Raw genomic sequence first — 20,750 nt, 5'->3', positions numbered from 1 at the left:
TCTCTCGTATTCACCCTTTTGGCAAAATAAAAGCCGTGAAGCAAATACTTCACGACCTTTAAGAAATTATTATGCTAGGAAATTAATGTTTAATGGTAGCTTAAAGCCTAAGAACAGCGTGATAAATAGGAATACTGCGAATAATGCCCAAAACATCCCTGTTGGTTTGTTTTTCTTTTGACGCACTAATACCATTTCCATCATACCAATTACTAAAATACCGAATAAAAATTTCAGTCCGTACATCATCGGGTCTCCAGCCTGATATTTAAAGAATAATGCCCCACCTGTGATGATAATTAATACGTAGAATAGACGTAAAGCCATATGTAAGCCCTTCGATTGCTTGCCCATTAGTGCAGCGATTAAAAAGATAACAATAGCAATAACCCACGTAGTAATATGCAAATGCGTTTGGCTAGTTAAAAAACTCATGTTTGTCCCACCTCATTCATTTTTCTATCAAACTCTATCCTACCATGCGATGGAAAGGGTTTCAAACATTACAACAGTGTTCACATAATTTACATCAATTATAGCTCGACATCTCACAGCCTATCGAGTGTAGAAAGAAACAATCCGCGGAGTAAAGACTCACGCGGATGGTTATCGTCATTATTCAAAATGGTTGACTAATGTACCAATGCCTTGAATAGATACTTTTACTGTATCCCCAGCCTTTAAGAACTGTGGCGGGTTCATCCCTTTTCCAACTCCTGCAGGCGTACCTGTTAAAATAACATCTCCTGGCTCTAATGTTACATGTTGAGATAGAATAGATACTAAGGTTTCAACAGAGAACATCATATCCTTCGTAGAACCGTTTTGGCGTACTTCATCATTGACCTTTGTCACCACTGTTAAGTCTTGTGGATTTGGAATTTCATCCTTTGTCACAAGGTATGGTCCAAGAGGGCAATTACCTTCCAAGCTTTTACCTAAGAAAAATTGTTTATGTTTGTCTTGTAAATCACGAGCTGATATATCATTAGCAATTGTATAACCAAATACATAATCAAATGCTAAATTTTTAGGAATATTTTTACCACGTTTTCCAATAACAATCGCTAGCTCACCTTCATAGTCCATTTTGGAAGAAAGGTCAGCATGAATGGAAATTGTTTGTCCATCCGCTGCAATAGCAGTTGGTGATTTTGTAAATACCATTAAATCTGTTGGTGCTGCTTCTGCACCCATTTCTTTGGCATGTTCATCATAGTTTTTACCGATACACATAATATTTTTGGGTGTACGCGGAATTGGTGAAAGCCACTCGATATCTGTAAATTCACGTTTAAAACTATCGGCACGATCTGATTTTTCTGCTGCTTCTACTAATTTACGAATCTGTTCAACGAAATCAAAGCCTAAAGCAATGCCATCCACAATTGAACTTGAAAAAGAAGGGAGAACTTGAAGTTCATTTTGAATAGCGAGTACATCCCATACCGCTTCTTCTTTTTTTACTTTTGGTCCAAAGCTTACATGTCCACCTAATTTGAATGATAAAATTTTCATGATTTTAAGAGCTCCTTCTTTTTTCTACATAATACAACAATATGATAGAAATTGCCTTACTTTTGCGACAATAATTTTATAAGTTGTACTATCTTCATAAATTATGCATGTGAAGAGGCATATATTAACGTGATTCCACGTTTTGCTTATACGTTAATTTACGCCATATCGCCTCTAATGGTCCTTGTTTCCACTTAGATAACCAAACTTCAGCTAGGATCATTTGCACAACAATAATGCCGATAGCAATTAATACCCCTGTTTCCACAGTGACTTTACCGTACCAGCCAAAGCCAAATTGGTAGAATAAACAAGTACCTATAATAGATTGAAGAATATACATCGTTAAGGACATACGACCAATTTTAGCAAAAGGACTAAGTAACTTCGGTACAATTGGCACTAAGCAAAGTAACACAATGACCCCGATATACCCTACTGCTAAAATTGGACCACCTATGTATACCTTTAAATAATCTAGTAAATATGTTCTTGTAAACATAATTGGTAAACTTTTAACACCGATACCAATGATCAACCCCGTGATCGCTAATGTCAGCCAGAGCCATTTCAATTCTTTAGCTCGTTCTACTAGACGCCATTTTGACGCTGCAGCACCTATTAACATATACGGTAAAATAGTGAACAGTGCTGCAAACCACATCCCTATGCCTGCCTGCGTCGATAAATCTGTTAAGCGTTGCATAAAGGCATCTACCCAATTGCCTGTACCATAAGCCGTAATAGCCTTCTCTACAGATACGATATCTAAATAATCATCTACCTTGGTATTAAAAAGCATAATTCCTACAACGAATAACATAAAAACTTGCATTAAACCGTTAATAATAAATGCACTAGCTACTAACCAAATAGGACTAAAGCGTAGGAATAGCACTAAAAAAACGCCACAGAACGCGTACATCATTAATATATCGCCCCACCAAATCAGCACAGCATGTAGAAAACCAAAAACAAACAATATAGACAGTCTGCGAAGACCTAGTGTGTAAAAATTTTGTTCACGGCTCTGTGCTTTTTGCCACTGCATGGCAAGCCCATAACCAAATAGCATTGCAAATAATGGGTAAAAGCTTCCCTGCACATATATGTCTATATTTTTTTGCCAAACAATATCAGATGGTGTTGTAAACCACGATGCCAAATCAATATGCGGCATTGGCAAATAAAAGGTATACATATTTACAAGTAAAATACCTACCAAACTAATGCCTCGTAAAATATCTAATGTTGCCATTCGTTCCTGCAACATGGTCGGTTTTGACTCCACGAAATAGCCTCCTCTTGACTAAATGCTATGGTGCAAGCAAGGCAAAAAAGGCTTGCCCTGCTTTGCCATAACAAGTTCTTTATGCCTGTACGGCCTGTTCATTATCGAATAAATATAATACTTTATCGCTCACATTGATGTGTAAAATTGATTCAATGGCCTCACTATAAACACGAAGCTGTACAGCATAACGATTTCGTATTTCCTTTGTCAGGGCAGGCTCCTGTGCAAAATGTGGCAGGATACGGTCAGTTTTATAATCTAGCAAGACCCAATCGCCATATTCATCTTCAAATAAGCAGTCAATGATCCCTTGTACAATTTGAGCATCGCCATCTTCATCAACTCTACTAATGGTAAAGGGCATTTCCCTCCGTATTTGCTTTGCCTTTTTGAACCGCTGCCCTATTTCTGTCTCAAAAAAATGAAAAATCTTCGCTAGTGGAACCATTTTTCCCTCTGCCTCAGTTAACAATTGTCTCGCCACTAAATCCTCTACAAAATCCTTCACATCTTGGATTTCAACAAAGCCACACTGTGGGACATGCTGCATCACTGTATGCACAGCTGTTCCAATTTCAGCACCTGTTAGCTGTTGTTCCTGTAAAAAGGCTGGTCGAGGTGCAATGGAAGAAGTTTTTTGCTTGGCAGGTGTGGCAAAGTAAAATTCAGGTTCCGCCTGGCGCTGTAAGTTTTCTAAGCGCTTAATCTCACTAACAGACGTTTTAGAACGTTTTTTTGTAGACCTTTGGTAGGCGTACTGCGCTTGAAAGCGTGACGTAATTTCATCTAGTAATGCCTCGTCCTCTGGCATCGTGAGCCATTGTTGTACTTCTTCATCCATCGCATGTATTTCATATGAATAATGGCTTGTGTTGATCGCTTGTACCGACCAGCGTGAATGATCTTCTAACGCCTTATAAGAAGTGGTAGCAACTGTAGTAAAGTCTGCATGCCTTGCCACCGCTGGTCCTACCCAATCCAAATAGCTATTAGCTCTTGCTCGCAAATATTCCTGTAGCGGCGCATCTATCGGTAAACTTTGTGCATCCTGCCAGTTGTCACGTGTTTTCTCCCAATTCTTCACAGAGCCCACTAAAATTAGGCGTTCCTTCGCACGAGTCATGGCAACATATAAAACACGCATTTCTTCTGCACGCATTTCCAGCTCTTTTTTTTCTTTTAACGCTAAAAACGGTAAAGATGTATATGTGATGCGATTTTCTGGGTCAATAGCCTTGACAGCGAGTCCAAAATCTTGGTCGAATAAATAAGGTTGATGAAAATCCATTTTGTTAAACGGGCGTCCCATTCCTGCAACAAAGACTACTGGATACTCTAATCCCTTTGAGGAGTGAATCGTCACAAGACGCACAACATCGTCCTTTTCGCCAATTGATTTTGCAGTACCTAAATCATCCCCACGCGTACGCATTCGATCAATAAAGCGGAGAAAGCGGAATAGTCCACGAAAGGCCGTTTTTTCATACATTAATGCACGGTCATGTAAGATGCGTAAATTCGCCTGACGCTGCTTACCATTTGGCATTGCACCAACCATTTCATAATAATGCGTATCTAAATAAATCCTCCAAATTAAATCGGATAATGATCCACGACGTGCTAAATCTCGCCAGTTTTCGAAGGCCAGCATAAAGCGTTGAAGCTTTTCAAATGTAGTTGATTGCACGCCATGCCCTTCGCTACGAATAAATTGACGTAAAGCATCATAGAACGGTACCTTCTGATCGGCTAAACGAATTTTTGCCAACTCATTTTCCGTTAAACCAACAAACGGTGCACGCAGTACAGAAGCTAGTGGAATATCCTGATAGGGATTATCGACTACCTTCAAGACATTTAACATAATCATCACTTCGAGCGCATCAAAATAGCCTTTAGATGACTCAGCATAGAGTGGAATCCCTGCCAGCTTAAATTCCTCCACTAAATCTGTCGACCATGTCATGGAGCGCATTAAAATCACAATATCACTATACTTTAATGGTCGCTCAGACTTCGTTTTCGTATCATAAACAGTTGTCCCATCTTCCATCATCAGTCGTATACGATCAATGATAAAGCGCGCCTCATATTGTGATTTTTTCAATTCTTCTAGCTCTGTAGTAGCTTCATTGCCCATTTCCTCAAGCTCTTCTGTTGCTTCCTCATCCTGTGGCGGATGCATCACTACAAGCTCAACAGGTATTTCTTTTTCATCATAAGGTGCTGCTGGCTTTAATGATGCATTGTCATCATAAAGAATCTCACCAACACGCTCTCCCATAATTTGTGCAAATACATAGTTTGTAGCATTCAACACTTCTTTGCGACTACGGAAATTAGCATTTAAATCAATTCTCATTCCCGTTACATCAGGCATCTCCAAAAAATCACTATATTTTCGCATAAAGAGCTTCGGTTCAGCTAATCGGAAGCGATAAATACTTTGCTTTACGTCTCCAACCATAAACAGGTTGCCATCCCTCTCTTCCCCTGTTTTGACAAGCTGCAAAATGGTTTCCTGTAGCATATTCGTATCCTGATATTCATCCACAAGTACTTCTTTAAAACGTTTTTTCATATCTAATGCAACTGGCGAAGGCTGAAGTTCACCATCTATTTCTACTGTCAAAATTTGTAGCGCATAATGCTCTAAATCTGAAAAATCAATGATTCCCCGTTCTAGCTTAGCTAGGCGGAACTGTTCACTAAAAGTAGCGGTCAGGTCTACTAATGTGGCAATTATTGGCGCCATTAATCGTATTTCTTCAAGTAGGCGTGCAGGTGTACGAACAAAATACGTTTCTTTGATTTTATTCATTATTTTTTTAGCTGCTTCTCTTTTTTTCTTCGCAAGCTCCTGTAACTCTACATCTACTAATGCATCTTTGGATACTCGTTTTAACGTAGACCATTTGACCATCGCAAAAAATTCAAATAGCTCCTGCCATGTACCGTTTTGGCTAATTCGAATCCCTTCTTGAATCATGGCAAAATCAACTTCTGCCGTTTCAGCATAAGGAGCCGGTCCGTCTGGCTGTAATGTAATCGCCCGCATTTCTGAAATTAACACGAAGGCTTCTTCCAAACTATGGCGAACGGTCAATTTAACATATTGAGAAAGCTCTAGATCATCAATCGTTACATCCTCTGCTAACTCGTATACTTGAGGAAGACTCCATAGCCATTTTTGAGGCTCTGCATGTACACGTGACGTATCATATAGTTTACTAATCAGCGTTTCGATTGCTTGATCATCACGATCCGAAGTAAAGCTATCAACAAGGCGATAAATAGCCTGTACTTGAGCCTCATCCTCAGCATCATAGGCATCTTCTAGAACATCCGTTAATACATCATCTCTTAATAAAGCGATTTCTGCTTCATTGGCGATACGAAAGCCTGGATCTATATCAAGCAAGTATGCATATTGCTTCACAATGGCTAAACAGAACGAGTGCAACGTGGAAATTTGCGCTTTATTGACAAGGCTAAGCTGGCGTCTTAAGTGATTAGATGTTGGATTTTCTGCGATTGCTTTTTCTAATGCCTCTGACATACGATGTCGCATTTCAGCGGCTGAAGCATTCGTAAAGGTCACTACCAATAGTTCATCCACATTGATAGGATTCTCGGTAGCAATGACTTTTTCAATCATCCGATTAATCAGTACTGCTGTTTTCCCAGACCCTGCCGCGGCTGAAACAAGTGTGTCTTGACCACTAGCATAAATCGCCTTCCATTGATCATCTGTCCACGTGACATCTGCTGGCTTAATAGGAATTGTTTGTGCCATGCTACTCCATCTCCTTCCGAATTTTATCAACAATGTCATTCGGCTTCGCTTGCGCCAACTGACGATAGCTTTGTTTACCATCTGAAGGATCAAATTGACAAACCGCGGCGAATTGACAGTAATCACATGCTGTTTTGGCTTTTAATTTATAGGGGCTAATGGCTGTATCACCAGATAAAATGCCATTCCCTGCTTCCTGATGTTTACGTCGAACGAAATGTTGTAACTTTTTCATATCATTGACAGGAACAATGCGTGATTGTGATTCAGACGGTGTCCCATCCTTTTTCATATATACAGGAATAATTTTTGAGTACCCACTACTTTCTTCTAATTGCTCGTCCATCGATAAAATCGCCTCAGCATTTTCTGACAGTAGACCCTTCATTTTATATTGCTTTAATCGATCTTCCTCTATTTCACTATCTGTTAAATCCTTATCTAGCTTTAACATTGGATTATGGACATGGACATACAGTACCCCAGCTGGTTCAGTTTGACCAGGTAGCCAATAAGAGCTATTTTCCATTGCTACATCTAAATACGTAAGGACTTGTAAGGACAATCCATAATAAACCTCATTTAAGTCCAGATCTCGAGCTGATGATTTATAGTCGACAACCCGCAAATAAGAACGATCATCGATTGTTGCACTATCCACTCTATCAATACGTCCTCGCATAAACATTTTCTTGCCGCTAGTCAAATCAATTTCAAGCGGTGGTAGCTGTTCATGCTGCCCTGGACCAAACGACGCCTCAATAGCAATAGGCTTGAAGTGGGATACATTAGCATGCTGTGTCAGTGCAGTCATTGTGCGCTCAACAATGCGAATAAGCTTACGCTGAATATAGCGATAACGAGCACTCGACAATAAAATTTGATGTGAAAAGACAGGCACAATTTGCTCTACTGCTTGTCGTGCTAATTGTTTAATTTGCTGTGTTGTTAAACGAATCCATGATAACTGCTGGCGATGTGTTTCTTCAGTAATCCACTTTAATGCCTCGTGGAATAAATCACCCATTGCAAAGGTTTCAAGTCGGTATTCAGCACGTTCTTCTAAACGTAGACCATACGTAGTGAAATGAGAAAATGGACATCTAAAGTATTTCTCGATTCGTGACACACTTGATGTTAACTTCTGACCATATAATTCCTGTGTAATATATGTTTCAAGTGGCTCAGCTTCATTTTTATGGGTAATCGGATAGAGGACACGCTCAAAAATGAGTGCCCAATACGGATCTTGTTTATAAAATTTTTGTAATGCTAGCCATTCTGGTGCTAGTTCACGGCTATGCTCAGCTTGACGTAACTGCACCATCAGATGTGCTAAAGCCGTACGAGGGTGGCGTAAATAGGGTAAAACATCTCCGTTAAGTAATTCAATGGGATCCATCACCACTCGCTCAATGACAACTTCACTTAATAAACCAGCTGTTTTATCATTGCCAATCATTTTCTTGATATAAAGAGAGGATAGCAGTGCCTTGCCCTCTTCATCTGCCGTAGGATATGTCATATACAGCTTGTCAGATGGTGTTGTAATAGCACGGTAGAATAAGTAATTTTCCTGTAATAAACGATTGGTGGAGGTTGGTGCAAGCTCGTAGCCAATTTGGCTAAACCATTCTCGCTCTGTATCTGACAATAAACCCTCATATTCCATTCGAGTTGGATAAACACCATCATTCATACCCACTACAAAAGTAACTTTGATATTAGACAATCTGGCTAAATCAACAGTAGCGACCATGACCTCATCTAAGGTCGGCGGAATGCGAGAAAATTCTAGCGTATCAAACCCTTCATCAAGAATTTTAGCTGCTTCCTCCAAAGTCATTTCTTGCTCCCCAAACATATAGACGAATTGGTCAAGAACACCAATCCATTCGTTCCAAGCTTGCTCATGTTCACTCGCTGCTAATGCGTCACCTCGCTCTAGCTCACGATCTTTCATTGCTTGAAGCTTATCATAAACCTGTAATGACTCCACTAGCTCAAATAATGCAGTCGCAATATCTCTACCCGTTTTCGCACTATCAAGCTTATCTTGTAAATTCTTTAACGGTAGACGAATTTCATCTCGAATAGCCTCGATTTCCGCCTGCATAGCACGTTCCTCATCTGTTTGAACACACGAATGGAATTCTAATCCACGATACTTTTTATAAAACCAACGTGCCTCCTCAAACCACCGTTCTCCATAGATGCCTTGTGCCAAGCAATAGTTTTCTAATCGATCTGCTCGCTCACGCCAGATGGTTAGCTCAGCATGTAATGGGAAAAATAAATCTGTTTTCACACTACGGAAAACAGGTTCGTACTTCCAAGTAGACGTCATGACCTCTAGTGCAGAACGACTTAGCTCGATTAGTGGATGATGTAACATCGTCTTTTTTGTATTTGTAAAAATAGGAATTTCATATTGTTGGAAAATACTTGTAATAAGTGGATCATATAGCTCTGCTTGTCTATATAAAAGAACTATATCCTGATAACGATAACCGTCTTCTCTTGTCAGCTTTGTTATTTCCCGGGCAATCGCATGTACTTCGGCTCGACGATTAGACGCTTCAAGTACCATCACATCTCCAGAAGATTTTTTCGTTTTAGGCACCAAATCAGTAAATTTAGCCTCCACATGCTGCAAATCTTCAGAATGGAACCTTTTAGTATTGTAAAAATGTAATGGTGCATCAACATCGATGCCCTCTTCATTTGCGATGTCATGCAACCGTTGATTTGTTAAAGCCGCCTCATGGAATAGTGCCTGTTCATCAAACGCTTCATCTGAATGATCAAACGGAAGAACAATTGTTACTTGTTTAGTTACTTTTAACAACTCACGTACTAATTCTAACTCCCGTACAGTGAAGGCGGTAAATCCATCAATATAAATGGTTGCTTGCTTCATCGTATCAGCATACTTCAATTGCTCTGTTAAAATTGGATAATAGCCCTCACTGTCGACATATGTCGTGCCTAGTCGTTCCTCTAAGGCCTGTAACACTACATGTAAATCATTTGCTTTAGCCTGTAAGGTATTTGGAGCATCAATTGCCTTTAATGATTCCGTTACCTCTGCTAAGACTGAGCTATTGACGCTATAGCGGCTAAATTCTTTTAAAAGTGTTTCAATCTCCTCCGTAAAGCCACGTTTTCCTGCTGCTTGTCGAAATAAGGAAAACTCACTTTTTTGTTCCTCTAAAAGTTTACGAATGAGCATTCGATAGCCATAGCCATTCACTTCTTTGCGAGCAATCCCGCCAGTTTCCTGTAAAACCAGCCACGCTAAACGCTTAAACGTCATCACTTGTGCACGGATCAAGCCTTGTAAACCATGCTTATTCGTCAACTCATATTCTGTAGAATAAGACATCTGGTCGGGGACAATTATGAAAATCGGATGTCCCAATGGCTCCGTTTTAAGCTGTTCAATGATCTCCTGATGAATAAATGCGGATTTTCCTGTTCCTGAACGTCCTGAAACAATACGCAATGACATATTCTTTCCCCCTCCTCATTGACTTGCCCATTTTGGGTGAATCTTTTGATGATTTGATTATTTGATACGCTTTTTGAGCATTTCCTTTGCTAGTTAGTTAACGTACCTATGTTACAGCAACTTTAATCGTCTATCTTAAATTCTATCGAAAAAAACTAGTAAATACTATCTATCAACCTTCATGTGAGAAGATAATGACACAAAAAAACAGCCTCTTTAAAAATTAAAGAGGCTACAAACAATTGGTTAGCGAGCATGATGATCCTGATTTTTCGTCAATTTTCGCGCTTGCTTCAAATCTCTTTCCACACGAGCGTTCAAGCGCTTCTCTATCAGCTTGCCGACCCACCATAAAATTACGATGGCTACAGCAGCAATGACCAATCTGACGGGGCTTGTCAATAACGATTTTAAGTCATAGCCCAACACACTCATGCCTAAAATCATCACGAACTTCCCAGCCAATAAAACGACTAAGTAAAACTTTTTATGAATATGGGATAACCCAGCAACAATATTGACAATAACAGATGGTGTAAAAGGGAAACAAAGGAGGACAAAAAGAGGGCTGATGCCATTCATATCCACCCATTTAATAAGTTTCTGAACCTTTTTACTACCTGTTAAAAATCGTAGCCTTGGATGCTTGCCAAAATGGCGAACAAGCAAGAAGACAGCATAGGAGCCCGCTACAGAGCCTAACCATGATAATAAGAACCCTAACCATAAGCCAAATGCACTTGCATTCGCTACAACAAATACGACTAATGGCAGAAAAGGTAAAAACGCTTCTAAAAATGGTAGCAGTAAACCAATGATTGGGCCAAATGTTCGATATTGTGCCGCAACCTGTTCAATATTTTCTACAGTAAACCATTCACTCAACATCGACACCTCTATTTATACTGTAAAATTAAATGAAAAATTGTTAGCCCTTCCGAAGTATTGCGATATTCATGGGGCTGATGCCCTGAGAATACTAGTGTATCCCCTTCATCCAGTAATTCATGCATATCCCCAGCAGAAATAACTGCTTGTCCTTTGATGACCATTACAGTTTCCTCTACCCCTTCTGTATGAGCTTCACTCTTACTAATTGCGCCTGGCTCCATTTCAACCTTATAAAATTCCCAGCCTCGCTCAGGATTATACGGAATAATGGAGTAGACACGATAGCGTCCCTCATCTTCATCCACATGCGGCACATCCTTACTGCTATAACGCATGTAATGAGCGGTTGGTGGCTGTAATAATGAAGAGAATGATATGCGCATACCAGCTGCGATTTTCCAAATTGTTGAAACAGTCGGATTAGCCTCACCCTTTTCAATTTGTGCAAGCTGTGCTTTACTAACACCTGTCGCTTTAGCTACGTCATCTAGACTTAGATGACGCTGCTGTCTAATTTTCTTTAATTGAAATGCTAAATTTCGACTCATTTGTTCCATTTTAATCACCAATTTCTATTGTTTATTTTATCAGACATATGTATACTTTAATAAACATCAAGAACTATCAAACAATTCCATCAATAGTATACATGGAAATGATTAAGAAAGGATGGCCTATTTATGACAAGTACAACAGAGCTTCATCATGATGATTCCATAAGCCCTTCCAACGACAGCTTTCTACAGGGCGTCAAAGATTGCATACCTACTTTACTCGGTTATATTAGTATAGGACTTGCATTCGGTGTTGTAGGTTCCGCTTCTGGATTATCTGTCCTTGAAATTGCCCTGTTAACGATACTTATTTATGCAGGATCTGCACAATTTATTTTTTGTGCACTTCTTTTAACAAGCAGCCCTGCCTCTGCTATCATTGTAACCATTTTTGTAGTTAATCTACGCCATTTATTAATGAGTTTAACATTAGCACCTCATTTTACGCGCTACTCTATGCTTAGAAATGTTGGTTTCGGTACATTATTAACGGATGAAACCTTTGGTGTCGCAGTAACAAAGCAAATGCAAACAGGCAAATTATACGGCAAATGGATGGATGGGCTTAACATCACAGCCTACATTTTTTGGATTCTCTCCTGTGTTGCAGGTGCCTTTTTAGGACAATGGGTAGCAAATCCCGAAAAATGGGGCCTAGATTTTGCTTTAATTGCCATGTTTGTTGCATTGTTAGTACTGCAATTGAGCAGTGTTGGCAAAAGCAAAATCATGCATTATATCAAGTTAATCGGCTATATGACAGTTATTATGTATGGCCTTTCTTATCTAGTGCCTTCACATGTAGCTGTGCTTCTAGCAACAGTCATTGTCGCAACAATTGGGGTGGTGACAGATAAATGACAACAACTTCTTATATGGTCTGGCTTATTATTGGCTGTGCACTTGTTACATGGCTGCCGCGTGTCATTCCATTTATTTTTGTACGTAGTGTAACACTCCCAGATGTTGCACTCAAGTGGCTCAGCTTTATACCTGTTTGTATCTTAAGTGCTCTTGTAATTGAAAACTTATTCGATACTGAAAGTGGGAAAGTAGTGACTCTTGATTGGCCCGTCTTTGTTACATTTGTGCCAACTCTTATTATTGCACTTATCACAAAAAGTTTATCGATTACTGTCATTGCAGGCGTAATCATTATGGCAGCTGTTCGATTTTTCATGTAAAAAGGTCAATCCCCTTTGAGAGGACTGACCTTTTTATTTCTTCATTTTACTAGCTAACCAAAAGCCTACGGTTAATGAAAATGCATCCATCACATAAATAATAGGCGAAGATGTATAGCCTGCATAAACAGAAGCTGCGATAAGTGCAATTGCTAATAACAGCGCAACATAGCGATTATAGGTAATTCTTGTAAACAATAAGACAAGGATCGCTGGTATAAATAGCGCTAATATCATTTTTCCAAAAACATCCATTATATTTCCCTCGGCTCAGCTAGTAATAAACCAATACGGTAATGATCATTGCTGTAAATCACATGCTGTGTTAAACGAATTTCATTGTTGCGGTCCAACACCTCTAGACGACAGTGTGCTGCATTTAATTGCAATGCCTCGTATAGCTCATTCTCTGTAAAAATAGATTTTCCATTTACTTTACGAATACATTCCCCTGCAAGCAAGCCCATTTTTTCTGCTGGCGAATCAGGAAGAACAGCTGCGATAATGGCACCCTTTGTACTTGGTGCAACGGCATAATGATCTGTTTTATCCTGCTGTGCAAAGTAGATAGAGATGATGATACGTATAATTGCCCCAACACCAAGTACGATGAAACCGATCATCGGCTCAAAATAAGCAGCTAAGCCACCTATTAAAATAAGCTCTCCAAGCAATAAGACAGATCGCCCTATTTTAGGTAATTTTATGACTGGTAATTCCTTTCTTGATAGCTTAGCAAAGCCAATGATAAGAGGGAATAAAACAAGTGCAAAGCTACTATCACCTATCGTAAACAGGGGCCAATATGGCAATACAGCCGATATAGCATCACCAGGCATAACAAAGAAAATAGGTAATACCCATACATTTTTTGTGCGATAGACAATAGCCTGCATACCCCGCTTTGTTTTCTCTATGGAAGGCGTTGATACCTTCATGGCAGCACGACGGATTAATAGCCCCTCTGCGATAACACAAAGGCCTGCCAAAATGGTAATCGTAACAATTGCGCCATCCTCTAAATTGCTCCCCTCCAAGGAAAATATCCACCAAGTAAATGTCCAATTGTAATAGGACATGGCCCATATCACAAGTGTTGCAATACCCATTGTCACAATGGGCGATAGTGCATTAATAAGGTACAGGACTAGCGCTACTATAGAAATTACTATTAAAATGATTAAAAATTCTTTTGGTACAGTAAGCCCTGCGACAATACTGATAAGAGAAATGAGCAGTGCATAAAGCCATCCATCTTTCCATTGTCCGATTAACTCTGTCCAGCCCCAAATAATACGTCTATTAAAATATTTACGCTCCTGTTTTACACGACGATATCCTAAAAAAATAGCAAATATTATGACTATATACAGTAATGGGTTGAGTAAAAAGCGGCCAATCGCTGTTACAATTTCTATTAAAATCTCACTAACCATACGAACACCCGCCATTTCTATCTTGAATACTATGAATTTATTGTATCAAACGACTACACTCTTGCGTAGTACAAACTCATAGAAAGCTTTGTATTATGTTATTTTTGTTCTGTCAGATAGGTTTATTGTTCAATAGTATGCAGTAAAAAGCTAGTGGCCATCTGGAATTGCTGATCATTTTGACGATCCGCTTTATAATTTTTTAATGTCTCATTTAAGCTATTGAAGAAAGTTGTATCCATATAAAATTCATCTTCTGCTAATTTTAATTTTTTCTGTTTGCGATAAAGGTTGACGGCCTCTGCAGTCGTTTCATCCATATAGCCATCTAAACGATCTATCTGATAGCCTAGTTTCTGTAAGGCAGTTTGTGAATAGGCGATCTCCTCACTCATATCACCGACTTTAAATTTGCCTGTTAGTGGATGTAGTTGAAAAGCAAATAATTCATTTTGCTCAATTACTAAACTTGCTTCAATGCCTTGCCCATGAATCCATTCGCGTTTTGGTGTCAGCCATTTATTAGTTGATAATTTCAGCTCTCCACCATTTGATAGCTCCCAAGATTCCTGCACAGTCCCTTTCCCAAAACTCTTGACACCAATTAGTGAAGCACGTCCCCAGCCTTTTAAAGCACCACTCAATACTTCACTCGCTGAAGCACTACCTTGATTTTGTAAGACAACGATTGGGATTTTGTTCATCGTTGCTATATATTTTTCATCAAAGCCTTTCGTTTGCGTTTTCAATGGTTCCATAGCACCTTCCGCATTTTGCATATATGCAAATACCTTGCCATTGTCCAATACCGTGCTCAGTAGCGCTGCGACGCTATGTAAATAACCACCTGGATTATCACGTACATCAATCACAATACCTTCAACATCTTTACGAAGCAATTTACTCGTTTCAGCAACCCATTCATTGGCCGTTTTTTCCCCAAACAACGAGATAGCCACATAGCCAATGGTTGTATCTTCTACTTTTATAACCTCACTCGATACCGTTTTATTAGAGATTGCAGCACGCTCCATTGTCATCTTAATATGTTTATCCTCACTCGGACGGTAGACAACAATAGTTACCTTCGACCCTTTTTCACCTTGAATTAAATGCATTAATTCACTCATCGTTTTCCCATCTACACGCACTCCATCAACTTGTACAATTTCATCGAGTGAACGCATACCAGCTTTCTCAGCAGGTGAAGAACGAACTGGAGACACAACAATAAACTTCCCTTTATTTTCTGCTAGTTCAATCCCAATACCTACCCTTTCCTCAGCCAGCATTTGCCGATGTTGCTCGGCCTCTTCCTGGGAGTAATACGTACTATAAGGATCCTTAATGGCATCAGCCATACCACGAAGAGCCCCCTCCACCAATGCATCCTTTTTTGTGCTGTAGACTGATTTTTCTTCAATAAGTGTCATGGCTTCACCAATTGTATCAACCTCCGTAACAGGCTCCTTTTTATCGTCACTAGAAAACCAATCAAAGTAAATACCACTACCTACCACCAAACTACTAAGCAGGACTCCGACACCGGCCGTTAATTTGCGCAATTCTTCCCTCCTCCGTCTCTTTTACTGTATGACTCTATTTTTTCAAACATACAAGATTACCTTTCAAATTTATGAAGAGAGAATATTTCACTTTTCTCATGGGTGTTGGTTGTTGCTTCGAGAGTATTTTCCTTTGTTCCGCGAGTATTTCCTCTGCCTTCGCGAGTATTCCCTCTGACTCCGCGAGTATTTCCTCTGACTCCGCGAGTATTTCCTCTGCCTTCGCGAGTATTTCCTCTGCCTTCGCGAGTATTTCCTCTGCCTCCGCGAGTATTTCCTCTGCCTTCGCGAGTATTTCCTCTGGCTCCGCGAGTATTTCCTCTGCCTCCGCGAGTATTTCCTCTAGCTTCGCGAGTATTCCCTCCTGCCCCACAATTGTTCACCTTAATTCCTATAAAAATAAAAAATCTGCTCGTTTCTACTATAGAAAACGAACAGATTTTTTATGAATTAATCTAGTGCATCTACATAATCATTTAACATATCTACATCCATTGGTCCTCTGATGGCGCGTTGGATATAGCCGTTGGAATCAATAAAATAAGTGGTTGGAATGGTGATGATTTGATAATCTAAGCCAGCGTCATTGTCTGGGTCCAATAAAATGGGGAATGTTAGCTCAAAGCTATCTCTAAATGTCATCACTGTGTCTACTTTGGCATCGGCAGTCACATCCCGTTCTGCACTTGTTAAATTGACAGCTATAATTTCAACGTTTTTCTCTTTAGCATACTCATCGTAGAAGCTTTGCATATGCGGCATTTCCGCCTTACAAGGTGGGCACCACGTCGCCCAGAAATTTAGTACAACCTTTTTTCCACGCAAATCACTTAATGTGATATCTTCTCCGTCTAAGCTTGTTAAGGTGAAATCAGGCGGTATATCCCCTTTTTTCAAGCCCGTTTCTAGCTCCTCCATATCCTTACCAAGAGCAGACTTTTCAATAGCACGTTCTTCGTTAATTTGTTGTCTCACATATGTACCAATCATCGCAATCACTAATAGCACAACGATCAGTAGCCCAATATTTTTTTTCATTCTTTACCTCCCACATTGATTCGTTCATATTGAATGGCTAATCCCAAACAAAGTAGTACTACACTCACACCCACAGTTGTTTGCCATATACCAAGGGTTTGGAAGAGAGCTACGATCAAATAGCCAACTGTATACAATAATAAAGCTTGTTTCATCGCTGCTAGTTTCCATAATATGATGATGGTTAATACACTTAGCACAACTAATGTAATGATTTCACTCGATGTAGTGTTGTCATTGAGTAGCACGACAATCATTTGGTAAATAGATTGCGTTAAAATAATAGCCCAGCTACAAGGGATAATATCTTGTTTTTCAAGCTGAAGATTGTGCCGCTTTCTCCATATTTGTAAGGACACTACGATGACGCCGAGATAAACACCTATTGTACCGCCATTGAAATAAAGTAATGACATTGGATTATTCACAACAGCTTTGAAATCAGTCACAAGTAGGCTTAGTTTCCAAACAATGAGAAATGTAAAAATCGCATCAGCATATACTTCAGACCATTTTTTTGAAAATTGCACGCGTAATATGAGCCACACTATAAAAAATGTAATGAGTAAAGCCACTGCAGTAGCTGGTAAAGTTAGTGCTCGAATCGAGTACCACTCTGTATTAATCACTCCAACAAATCCTCCTCCGAAAGTTAGATACAGCATAGCATAGAACCCTTTTAAAATAAGAATATTTCACACTGTGTTCAGAAAATCTTCAGAAATTAACATCTGTTAAAAATACCCCACTATGTATATATTCATCATAACATTAAATAGAATCGTATAATAGCCGTTACTCATAGAGGAGGGAGTTCTTATCTTCTAAAGATATAGATGAAATAAAAAAAGCTATACACTAGAATTCTCTAATGTATAGCTGTTCTATTTTACAATGGAATATATTTTAGTGGGTTTACACTGCCCACAGCTTGTCCTCGCCAAGGACCAATATGCACTTCAAAGTGTAAGTGAGGGCCAGTAGAGCGACCTGTACTACCCATTGCTGCAATTTGCTGACCTTGTGTTACTTCTTGTCCTACACTAACATTAAATGCACTTAAATGGGCATAAACTGTTGTATAAATTTGTCCATCAACTGAGTGCGTTAAAATGACAACATTACCATAAGAACTAAGTGGTGCTGCATAAGAAACTACACCATCCGCCGCTGCCCAAATCGGTGTTCCTGTTGCATTTGCAAGGTCCACGCCGTAATGGAATTCAGGGCCAGCTCCAATATTACGCCAGCCATAAGGTGATGTTAGGCGGCCGTTCGTTGGTTTAATCCAAGTACCATTTGATTGAGGCGCGTTCACAGTACCACCTGATGAACCACCACCATTGTTGGCTGCTGCAGCCGCTGCAGCCGCAGCCGCTGCTTTACGTTTTGCTTCTTGCTGACGAGCAATTTCAGCTAAACGTTTTTGCTCAGCAATGATTTGATCTTGTAATTCTTGGCTTACTTCTAATGCTTCTGAGTACTCTTTTTCAAGTAATACTTTTTCAGATTTGAGCTTTTCTTGCTCTTTTTCTAATTGGTCAACTAGTTTATTTTTCTCAGCTTTTTGGCTATCTAAAGATGCCTTTAATCGTTCAAGCTCAGCTTTCTTGCCTTCTAATTTTTGACGTTTTTCTTCTACACTTTGCTTTTGCTCTTCTAACTGTTGTTTATCATCTTTTTGATCTTGAATAATTTGACGATCCGCTTCTAATAGTGCATTAACTGCAGAGAAGCGATCAATGAAATCTACAAAGCTATTAGATCCAAGCAAAACATCTAAATAGCTTACCGAGCCACCAGCTTGAATCGCACGTGCACGTTCTTGTAATAATAAATCTCGCTCTTCAATTTTATGCAGAAGTTCTTTAATGGAAGCTTCTAATTTTTTTATTTCTTCATTTGTTGTATGAATATCTGCTTGAACATTTTTAATATTACTATTGGTTTTGTCGATTTCAGCGTTCAATGCTTGAATTTGATCTAAGATTTTTTGTTGCTTTTCTTGATTAGCCGTGATGGCATTTGACTTATTACTAATGGATGAATTTAAATCATATTTCTTTGTTTCAATTTGTTTCTTTTCTTCTTTTAAATCCGATAAACTTGTTGCATATGCTGATGGAGTTTGGATAAAAAGAAATAGAGCAGATGCTGCTGCAAGTGTTTTCAATGTTTTTTTCGCCTTACTTTTCACCGATTGAACTCCCCTTCGACTATTCTTTTTCTTCTTCACAAATATCCGTTGTGACTAAATTTTTAAAAACTTACGCACTGACATAAAGCTTCCCCAAACACCGATAAGCACGCCAATGAGTAACAGGAGACCGCTCACCTGATACACAAGTGGAGAAAAATCAAGTAATTGAATTAGCTCACCTTGTAAACGTGGTGCAATAATTTTATATACATTGTGGTAAAGGGTTGTGACAACCGCAATCGGAATAATCGAACCTAAAATTCCGAGCCACATACCTTCCAATAGGAATGGGATACGTACGAATGAATTCGTAGCCCCTACAAGTTTCATAATTTCAATTTCATCTCTACGAGCAATAATAGTAATACGAATTGTATTCGAAATTAAGAAAATCGCCGTGAATAATAACCCTAAAATAAGTACGATGCCTACATTACGACTAATATTTAAGAAGTTAAATAGTTTTTCAACTTTTCCTTCGCCATACATAACGTCATACGTATACTCATATTTATCTATCGCTTTTGCAATTTTAGCTGTTTGCTGGGGATCAGCAGCTTTTACATAGATTACATTACGTAAAGGGTTGCTTTGTTCAAATAGCTTAAAATCATCACCAAAATCTTTTACTAACTTAGTTAACTCATCTTCCTTAGTGGAATAGGTCATCTCTGACACACCAGGCAATTTTTTGACTTTTTCGACGAGTGCTTTTTCTGCAGCTTCATCTGCTGTCTCATCAATTAAAACTTTAATCTCAACATCGTTTTCTAAATCAGTCGCTACTTTATTTAAATTCATCATAATGAGCGCAAAAACGCCTACTAGTATAAGCGTAACTGTTACGGCACTGACAGACGCAATGGTCATCCAGCTATTTCGGCCAAGTGATTTCACACTTTCCCGGAAGTGGCGCTTTACTGTATTAAATTTCATAGCCGTATTCACCTCCGTGTTCATCACGGACAATTAAACCGCCTTCAATTGCGATAACACGACGACGAATCGTATTGACAATTTCACGGTTATGGGTCGCCATCACAATGGTTGTCCCTCGAGCATTAATTTCCTCAAATAAATTCATGATTTCCCACGATGTTTCAGGATCGAGGTTCCCTGTTGGTTCATCTGCAATCACCACTTTAGGAACATTGACGATTGAGCGTGCAATCGACACTCGTTGCTGTTCCCCACCTGAAAGCTCATTCGGGAACATTCTTGCTTTATGCTTTAATCCCACCAGTTCTAATACTTCCATCACACGACGTCGGATTTCATCTGGATTTTCCTCAATTACTTCAAGTGCAAATGCTACATTCTCATAAACATTCAAACGAGGTAGTAATTTGAAATCCTGGAAAACTACGCCAAGTTGACGGCGCAAAAAAGGGACCTTCTTATTTTTTAATGTTGCTAAATCAATACCATTGACTATAATTTGCCCTGATGTTGCCTTTTCTTCACGATACATCAATTTAATAAATGTAGATTTACCTGCTCCACTTGGACCAACTACATACACAAATTCGCCTTGCTTTATATTAACGGAAATACCATTTGTCGCAACTACACCGTTTGGGTACTTCTTTGTCACATTTTTCATTTCTATCATGATTAAACCACCTAAAACTCTCATCTATGTAAGAGGTATTTCTTTTACTATTATAGCACTCTATTTCTGTTTTTTTATTACAGTTTCATTTCAATACGTGCCAGTTCCTTCTATTTCGTTCTTTCATTGCCATTATCATTAAAAAAATGAC

General features: G+C 39.1%; 18 protein-coding genes. 2 read left to right on the top strand and 16 right to left on the bottom strand.

The features are described from left to right. Positions 1-69: 69 nt before the first annotated feature. The 7 genes from MHI22_RS19870 to MHI22_RS19840 all read right to left on the bottom strand — a co-directional run bounded on the left by MHI22_RS19870 (position 70) and on the right by MHI22_RS19840 (position 11,567). Positions 70-435 (bottom strand): YisL family protein, encoded by a 366-nt coding sequence (locus MHI22_RS19870; RefSeq protein ID WP_036120921.1) that lies wholly within the window; start codon positions 433-435, stop codon positions 70-72. Positions 436-615: 180 nt separating this feature from the next. Further along, on the bottom strand, positions 616-1,518 hold the full coding sequence (locus MHI22_RS19865) for a fumarylacetoacetate hydrolase family protein (protein WP_340812594.1): 903 nt from the start codon (positions 1,516-1,518) through the stop codon (positions 616-618). Positions 1,519-1,642: 124 nt separating this feature from the next. After that, entirely contained in the window at positions 1,643-2,809 is a 1,167-nt protein-coding gene (locus tag MHI22_RS19860; RefSeq protein ID WP_340812593.1) for a DUF418 domain-containing protein, read from the bottom strand. A 79-nt stretch (positions 2,810-2,888) separates the two neighbouring features. Continuing rightward, complete coding sequence (addA, locus tag MHI22_RS19855; RefSeq protein ID WP_340812592.1) at positions 2,889-6,608, bottom strand: helicase-exonuclease AddAB subunit AddA; 3,720 nt, start codon at positions 6,606-6,608, stop codon at positions 2,889-2,891. Between the two features lies 1 nt (position 6,609). Next, a complete protein-coding gene (gene addB, locus MHI22_RS19850; protein WP_340812591.1) occupies positions 6,610-10,119 on the bottom strand; it encodes a helicase-exonuclease AddAB subunit AddB in 3,510 nt (1,169 codons plus the stop codon). 246 nt (positions 10,120-10,365) lie between these two features. After that, positions 10,366-11,004, bottom strand: coding sequence for a TVP38/TMEM64 family protein (locus MHI22_RS19845; RefSeq protein ID WP_170829911.1), 639 nt, complete (start codon positions 11,002-11,004; stop codon positions 10,366-10,368). An 11-nt stretch (positions 11,005-11,015) separates the two neighbouring features. After that, positions 11,016-11,567, bottom strand: a complete 552-nt coding sequence (locus MHI22_RS19840) for a helix-turn-helix domain-containing protein (RefSeq protein ID WP_036120940.1) — start codon at positions 11,565-11,567, stop codon at positions 11,016-11,018. Positions 11,568-11,690: 123 nt separating this feature from the next. Between MHI22_RS19840 and MHI22_RS19835 the strand changes: the two genes are divergently transcribed. Together MHI22_RS19835 and MHI22_RS19830 are read left to right on the top strand one after the other, a co-directional pair. After that, entirely contained in the window at positions 11,691-12,425 is a 735-nt protein-coding gene (locus tag MHI22_RS19835; RefSeq protein WP_058843818.1) for an AzlC family ABC transporter permease, read from the top strand. Further along, positions 12,422-12,748 carry an AzlD domain-containing protein gene (locus MHI22_RS19830; protein WP_036120943.1) on the top strand — a complete coding sequence of 109 codons (327 nt, stop codon included), beginning with the start codon at positions 12,422-12,424 and terminating at the stop codon, positions 12,746-12,748. Before MHI22_RS19835 ends, MHI22_RS19830 begins: the two co-directional genes overlap by 4 nt. Positions 12,749-12,781: 33 nt before the next feature. On the opposite strand, the gene MHI22_RS19825 is transcribed toward MHI22_RS19830, so the two are convergent. From MHI22_RS19825 to ftsE, 9 genes are all read right to left on the bottom strand, one after another. Continuing rightward, the gene (locus tag MHI22_RS19825; RefSeq protein ID WP_036120955.1) at positions 12,782-13,003 is read right to left on the bottom strand and encodes a DUF2198 family protein; all 222 of its coding nucleotides are present in this window, start codon (positions 13,001-13,003) and stop codon (positions 12,782-12,784) included. Beyond that, positions 13,003-14,184 (bottom strand): PDZ domain-containing protein, encoded by a 1,182-nt coding sequence (locus MHI22_RS19820; protein ID WP_036120958.1) that lies wholly within the window; start codon positions 14,182-14,184, stop codon positions 13,003-13,005. Before MHI22_RS19820 ends, MHI22_RS19825 begins: the two co-directional genes overlap by 1 nt. 122 nt (positions 14,185-14,306) lie before the next feature. After that, on the bottom strand, positions 14,307-15,749 hold the full coding sequence (locus MHI22_RS19815; RefSeq protein ID WP_058843819.1) for a S41 family peptidase: 1,443 nt from the start codon (positions 15,747-15,749) through the stop codon (positions 14,307-14,309). 34 nt (positions 15,750-15,783) lie between these two features. Further along, positions 15,784-16,122, bottom strand: a complete 339-nt coding sequence (locus MHI22_RS19810; protein ID WP_340812590.1) for a hypothetical protein — start codon at positions 16,120-16,122, stop codon at positions 15,784-15,786. 77 nt (positions 16,123-16,199) lie between these two features. Then, positions 16,200-16,787 (bottom strand): peroxiredoxin family protein, encoded by a 588-nt coding sequence (locus MHI22_RS19805; protein WP_036128486.1) that lies wholly within the window; start codon positions 16,785-16,787, stop codon positions 16,200-16,202. Then, on the bottom strand, positions 16,784-17,416 hold the full coding sequence (locus tag MHI22_RS19800) for a hypothetical protein (protein WP_089934824.1): 633 nt from the start codon (positions 17,414-17,416) through the stop codon (positions 16,784-16,786). The genes MHI22_RS19805 and MHI22_RS19800 overlap by 4 nt, the downstream gene beginning before the upstream one ends. Before the next feature lie 260 nt (positions 17,417-17,676). Next, a complete protein-coding gene (locus MHI22_RS19795; protein ID WP_058843821.1) occupies positions 17,677-18,984 on the bottom strand; it encodes a murein hydrolase activator EnvC family protein in 1,308 nt (435 codons plus the stop codon). Positions 18,985-19,038: 54 nt separating this feature from the next. Continuing rightward, the gene (gene ftsX / locus MHI22_RS19790) at positions 19,039-19,923 is read right to left on the bottom strand and encodes a permease-like cell division protein FtsX (RefSeq protein ID WP_036120971.1); all 885 of its coding nucleotides are present in this window, start codon (positions 19,921-19,923) and stop codon (positions 19,039-19,041) included. Next, positions 19,913-20,599: a cell division ATP-binding protein FtsE gene (gene ftsE, locus MHI22_RS19785; protein WP_036120973.1), complete on the bottom strand. Its 687-nt coding sequence runs from the start codon at positions 20,597-20,599 to the stop codon at positions 19,913-19,915. Before ftsE ends, ftsX begins: the two co-directional genes overlap by 11 nt. Positions 20,600-20,750: the final 151 nt, after the last annotated feature.

Origin of the sequence: Lysinibacillus sp. FSL L8-0312, assembly GCF_038003285.1 — a bacterium.
GTDB lineage: Bacteria > Bacillota > Bacilli > Bacillales_A > Planococcaceae > Lysinibacillus > Lysinibacillus fusiformis_D.
The sequence above is the reverse complement of the archived record's forward strand: the minus strand, read 5'-3'. Positions and strand labels throughout refer to the sequence as shown.

Excerpts from the sequence above, each read along its gene's own strand:
- addB (WP_340812591.1), bottom strand. The coding sequence starts at position 10,119 with ATGTCATTGCGTATTGTTTCAGGACGTTCAGGAACAGGAAAATCCGCA.
- MHI22_RS19840 (WP_036120940.1), bottom strand. The coding sequence starts at position 11,567 with ATGGAACAAATGAGTCGAAATTTAGCATTTCAATTAAAGAAAATTAGA.
- MHI22_RS19820 (WP_036120958.1), bottom strand. The coding sequence starts at position 14,184 with ATGGTTAGTGAGATTTTAATAGAAATTGTAACAGCGATTGGCCGCTTT.
- MHI22_RS19830 (WP_036120943.1), top strand. The coding sequence starts at position 12,422 with ATGACAACAACTTCTTATATGGTCTGGCTTATTATTGGCTGTGCACTT.
- MHI22_RS19865 (WP_340812594.1), bottom strand. The coding sequence starts at position 1,518 with ATGAAAATTTTATCATTCAAATTAGGTGGACATGTAAGCTTTGGACCA.
- MHI22_RS19870 (WP_036120921.1), bottom strand. The coding sequence starts at position 435 with ATGAGTTTTTTAACTAGCCAAACGCATTTGCATATTACTACGTGGGTT.
- ftsX (WP_036120971.1), bottom strand. The coding sequence starts at position 19,923 with ATGAAATTTAATACAGTAAAGCGCCACTTCCGGGAAAGTGTGAAATCA.
- MHI22_RS19835 (WP_058843818.1), top strand. The coding sequence starts at position 11,691 with ATGACAAGTACAACAGAGCTTCATCATGATGATTCCATAAGCCCTTCC.
- addA (WP_340812592.1), bottom strand. The coding sequence starts at position 6,608 with ATGGCACAAACAATTCCTATTAAGCCAGCAGATGTCACGTGGACAGAT.
- MHI22_RS19805 (WP_036128486.1), bottom strand. The coding sequence starts at position 16,787 with ATGAAAAAAAATATTGGGCTACTGATCGTTGTGCTATTAGTGATTGCG.
- ftsE (WP_036120973.1), bottom strand. The coding sequence starts at position 20,599 with ATGATAGAAATGAAAAATGTGACAAAGAAGTACCCAAACGGTGTAGTT.
- MHI22_RS19825 (WP_036120955.1), bottom strand. The coding sequence starts at position 13,003 with ATGGATGTTTTTGGAAAAATGATATTAGCGCTATTTATACCAGCGATC.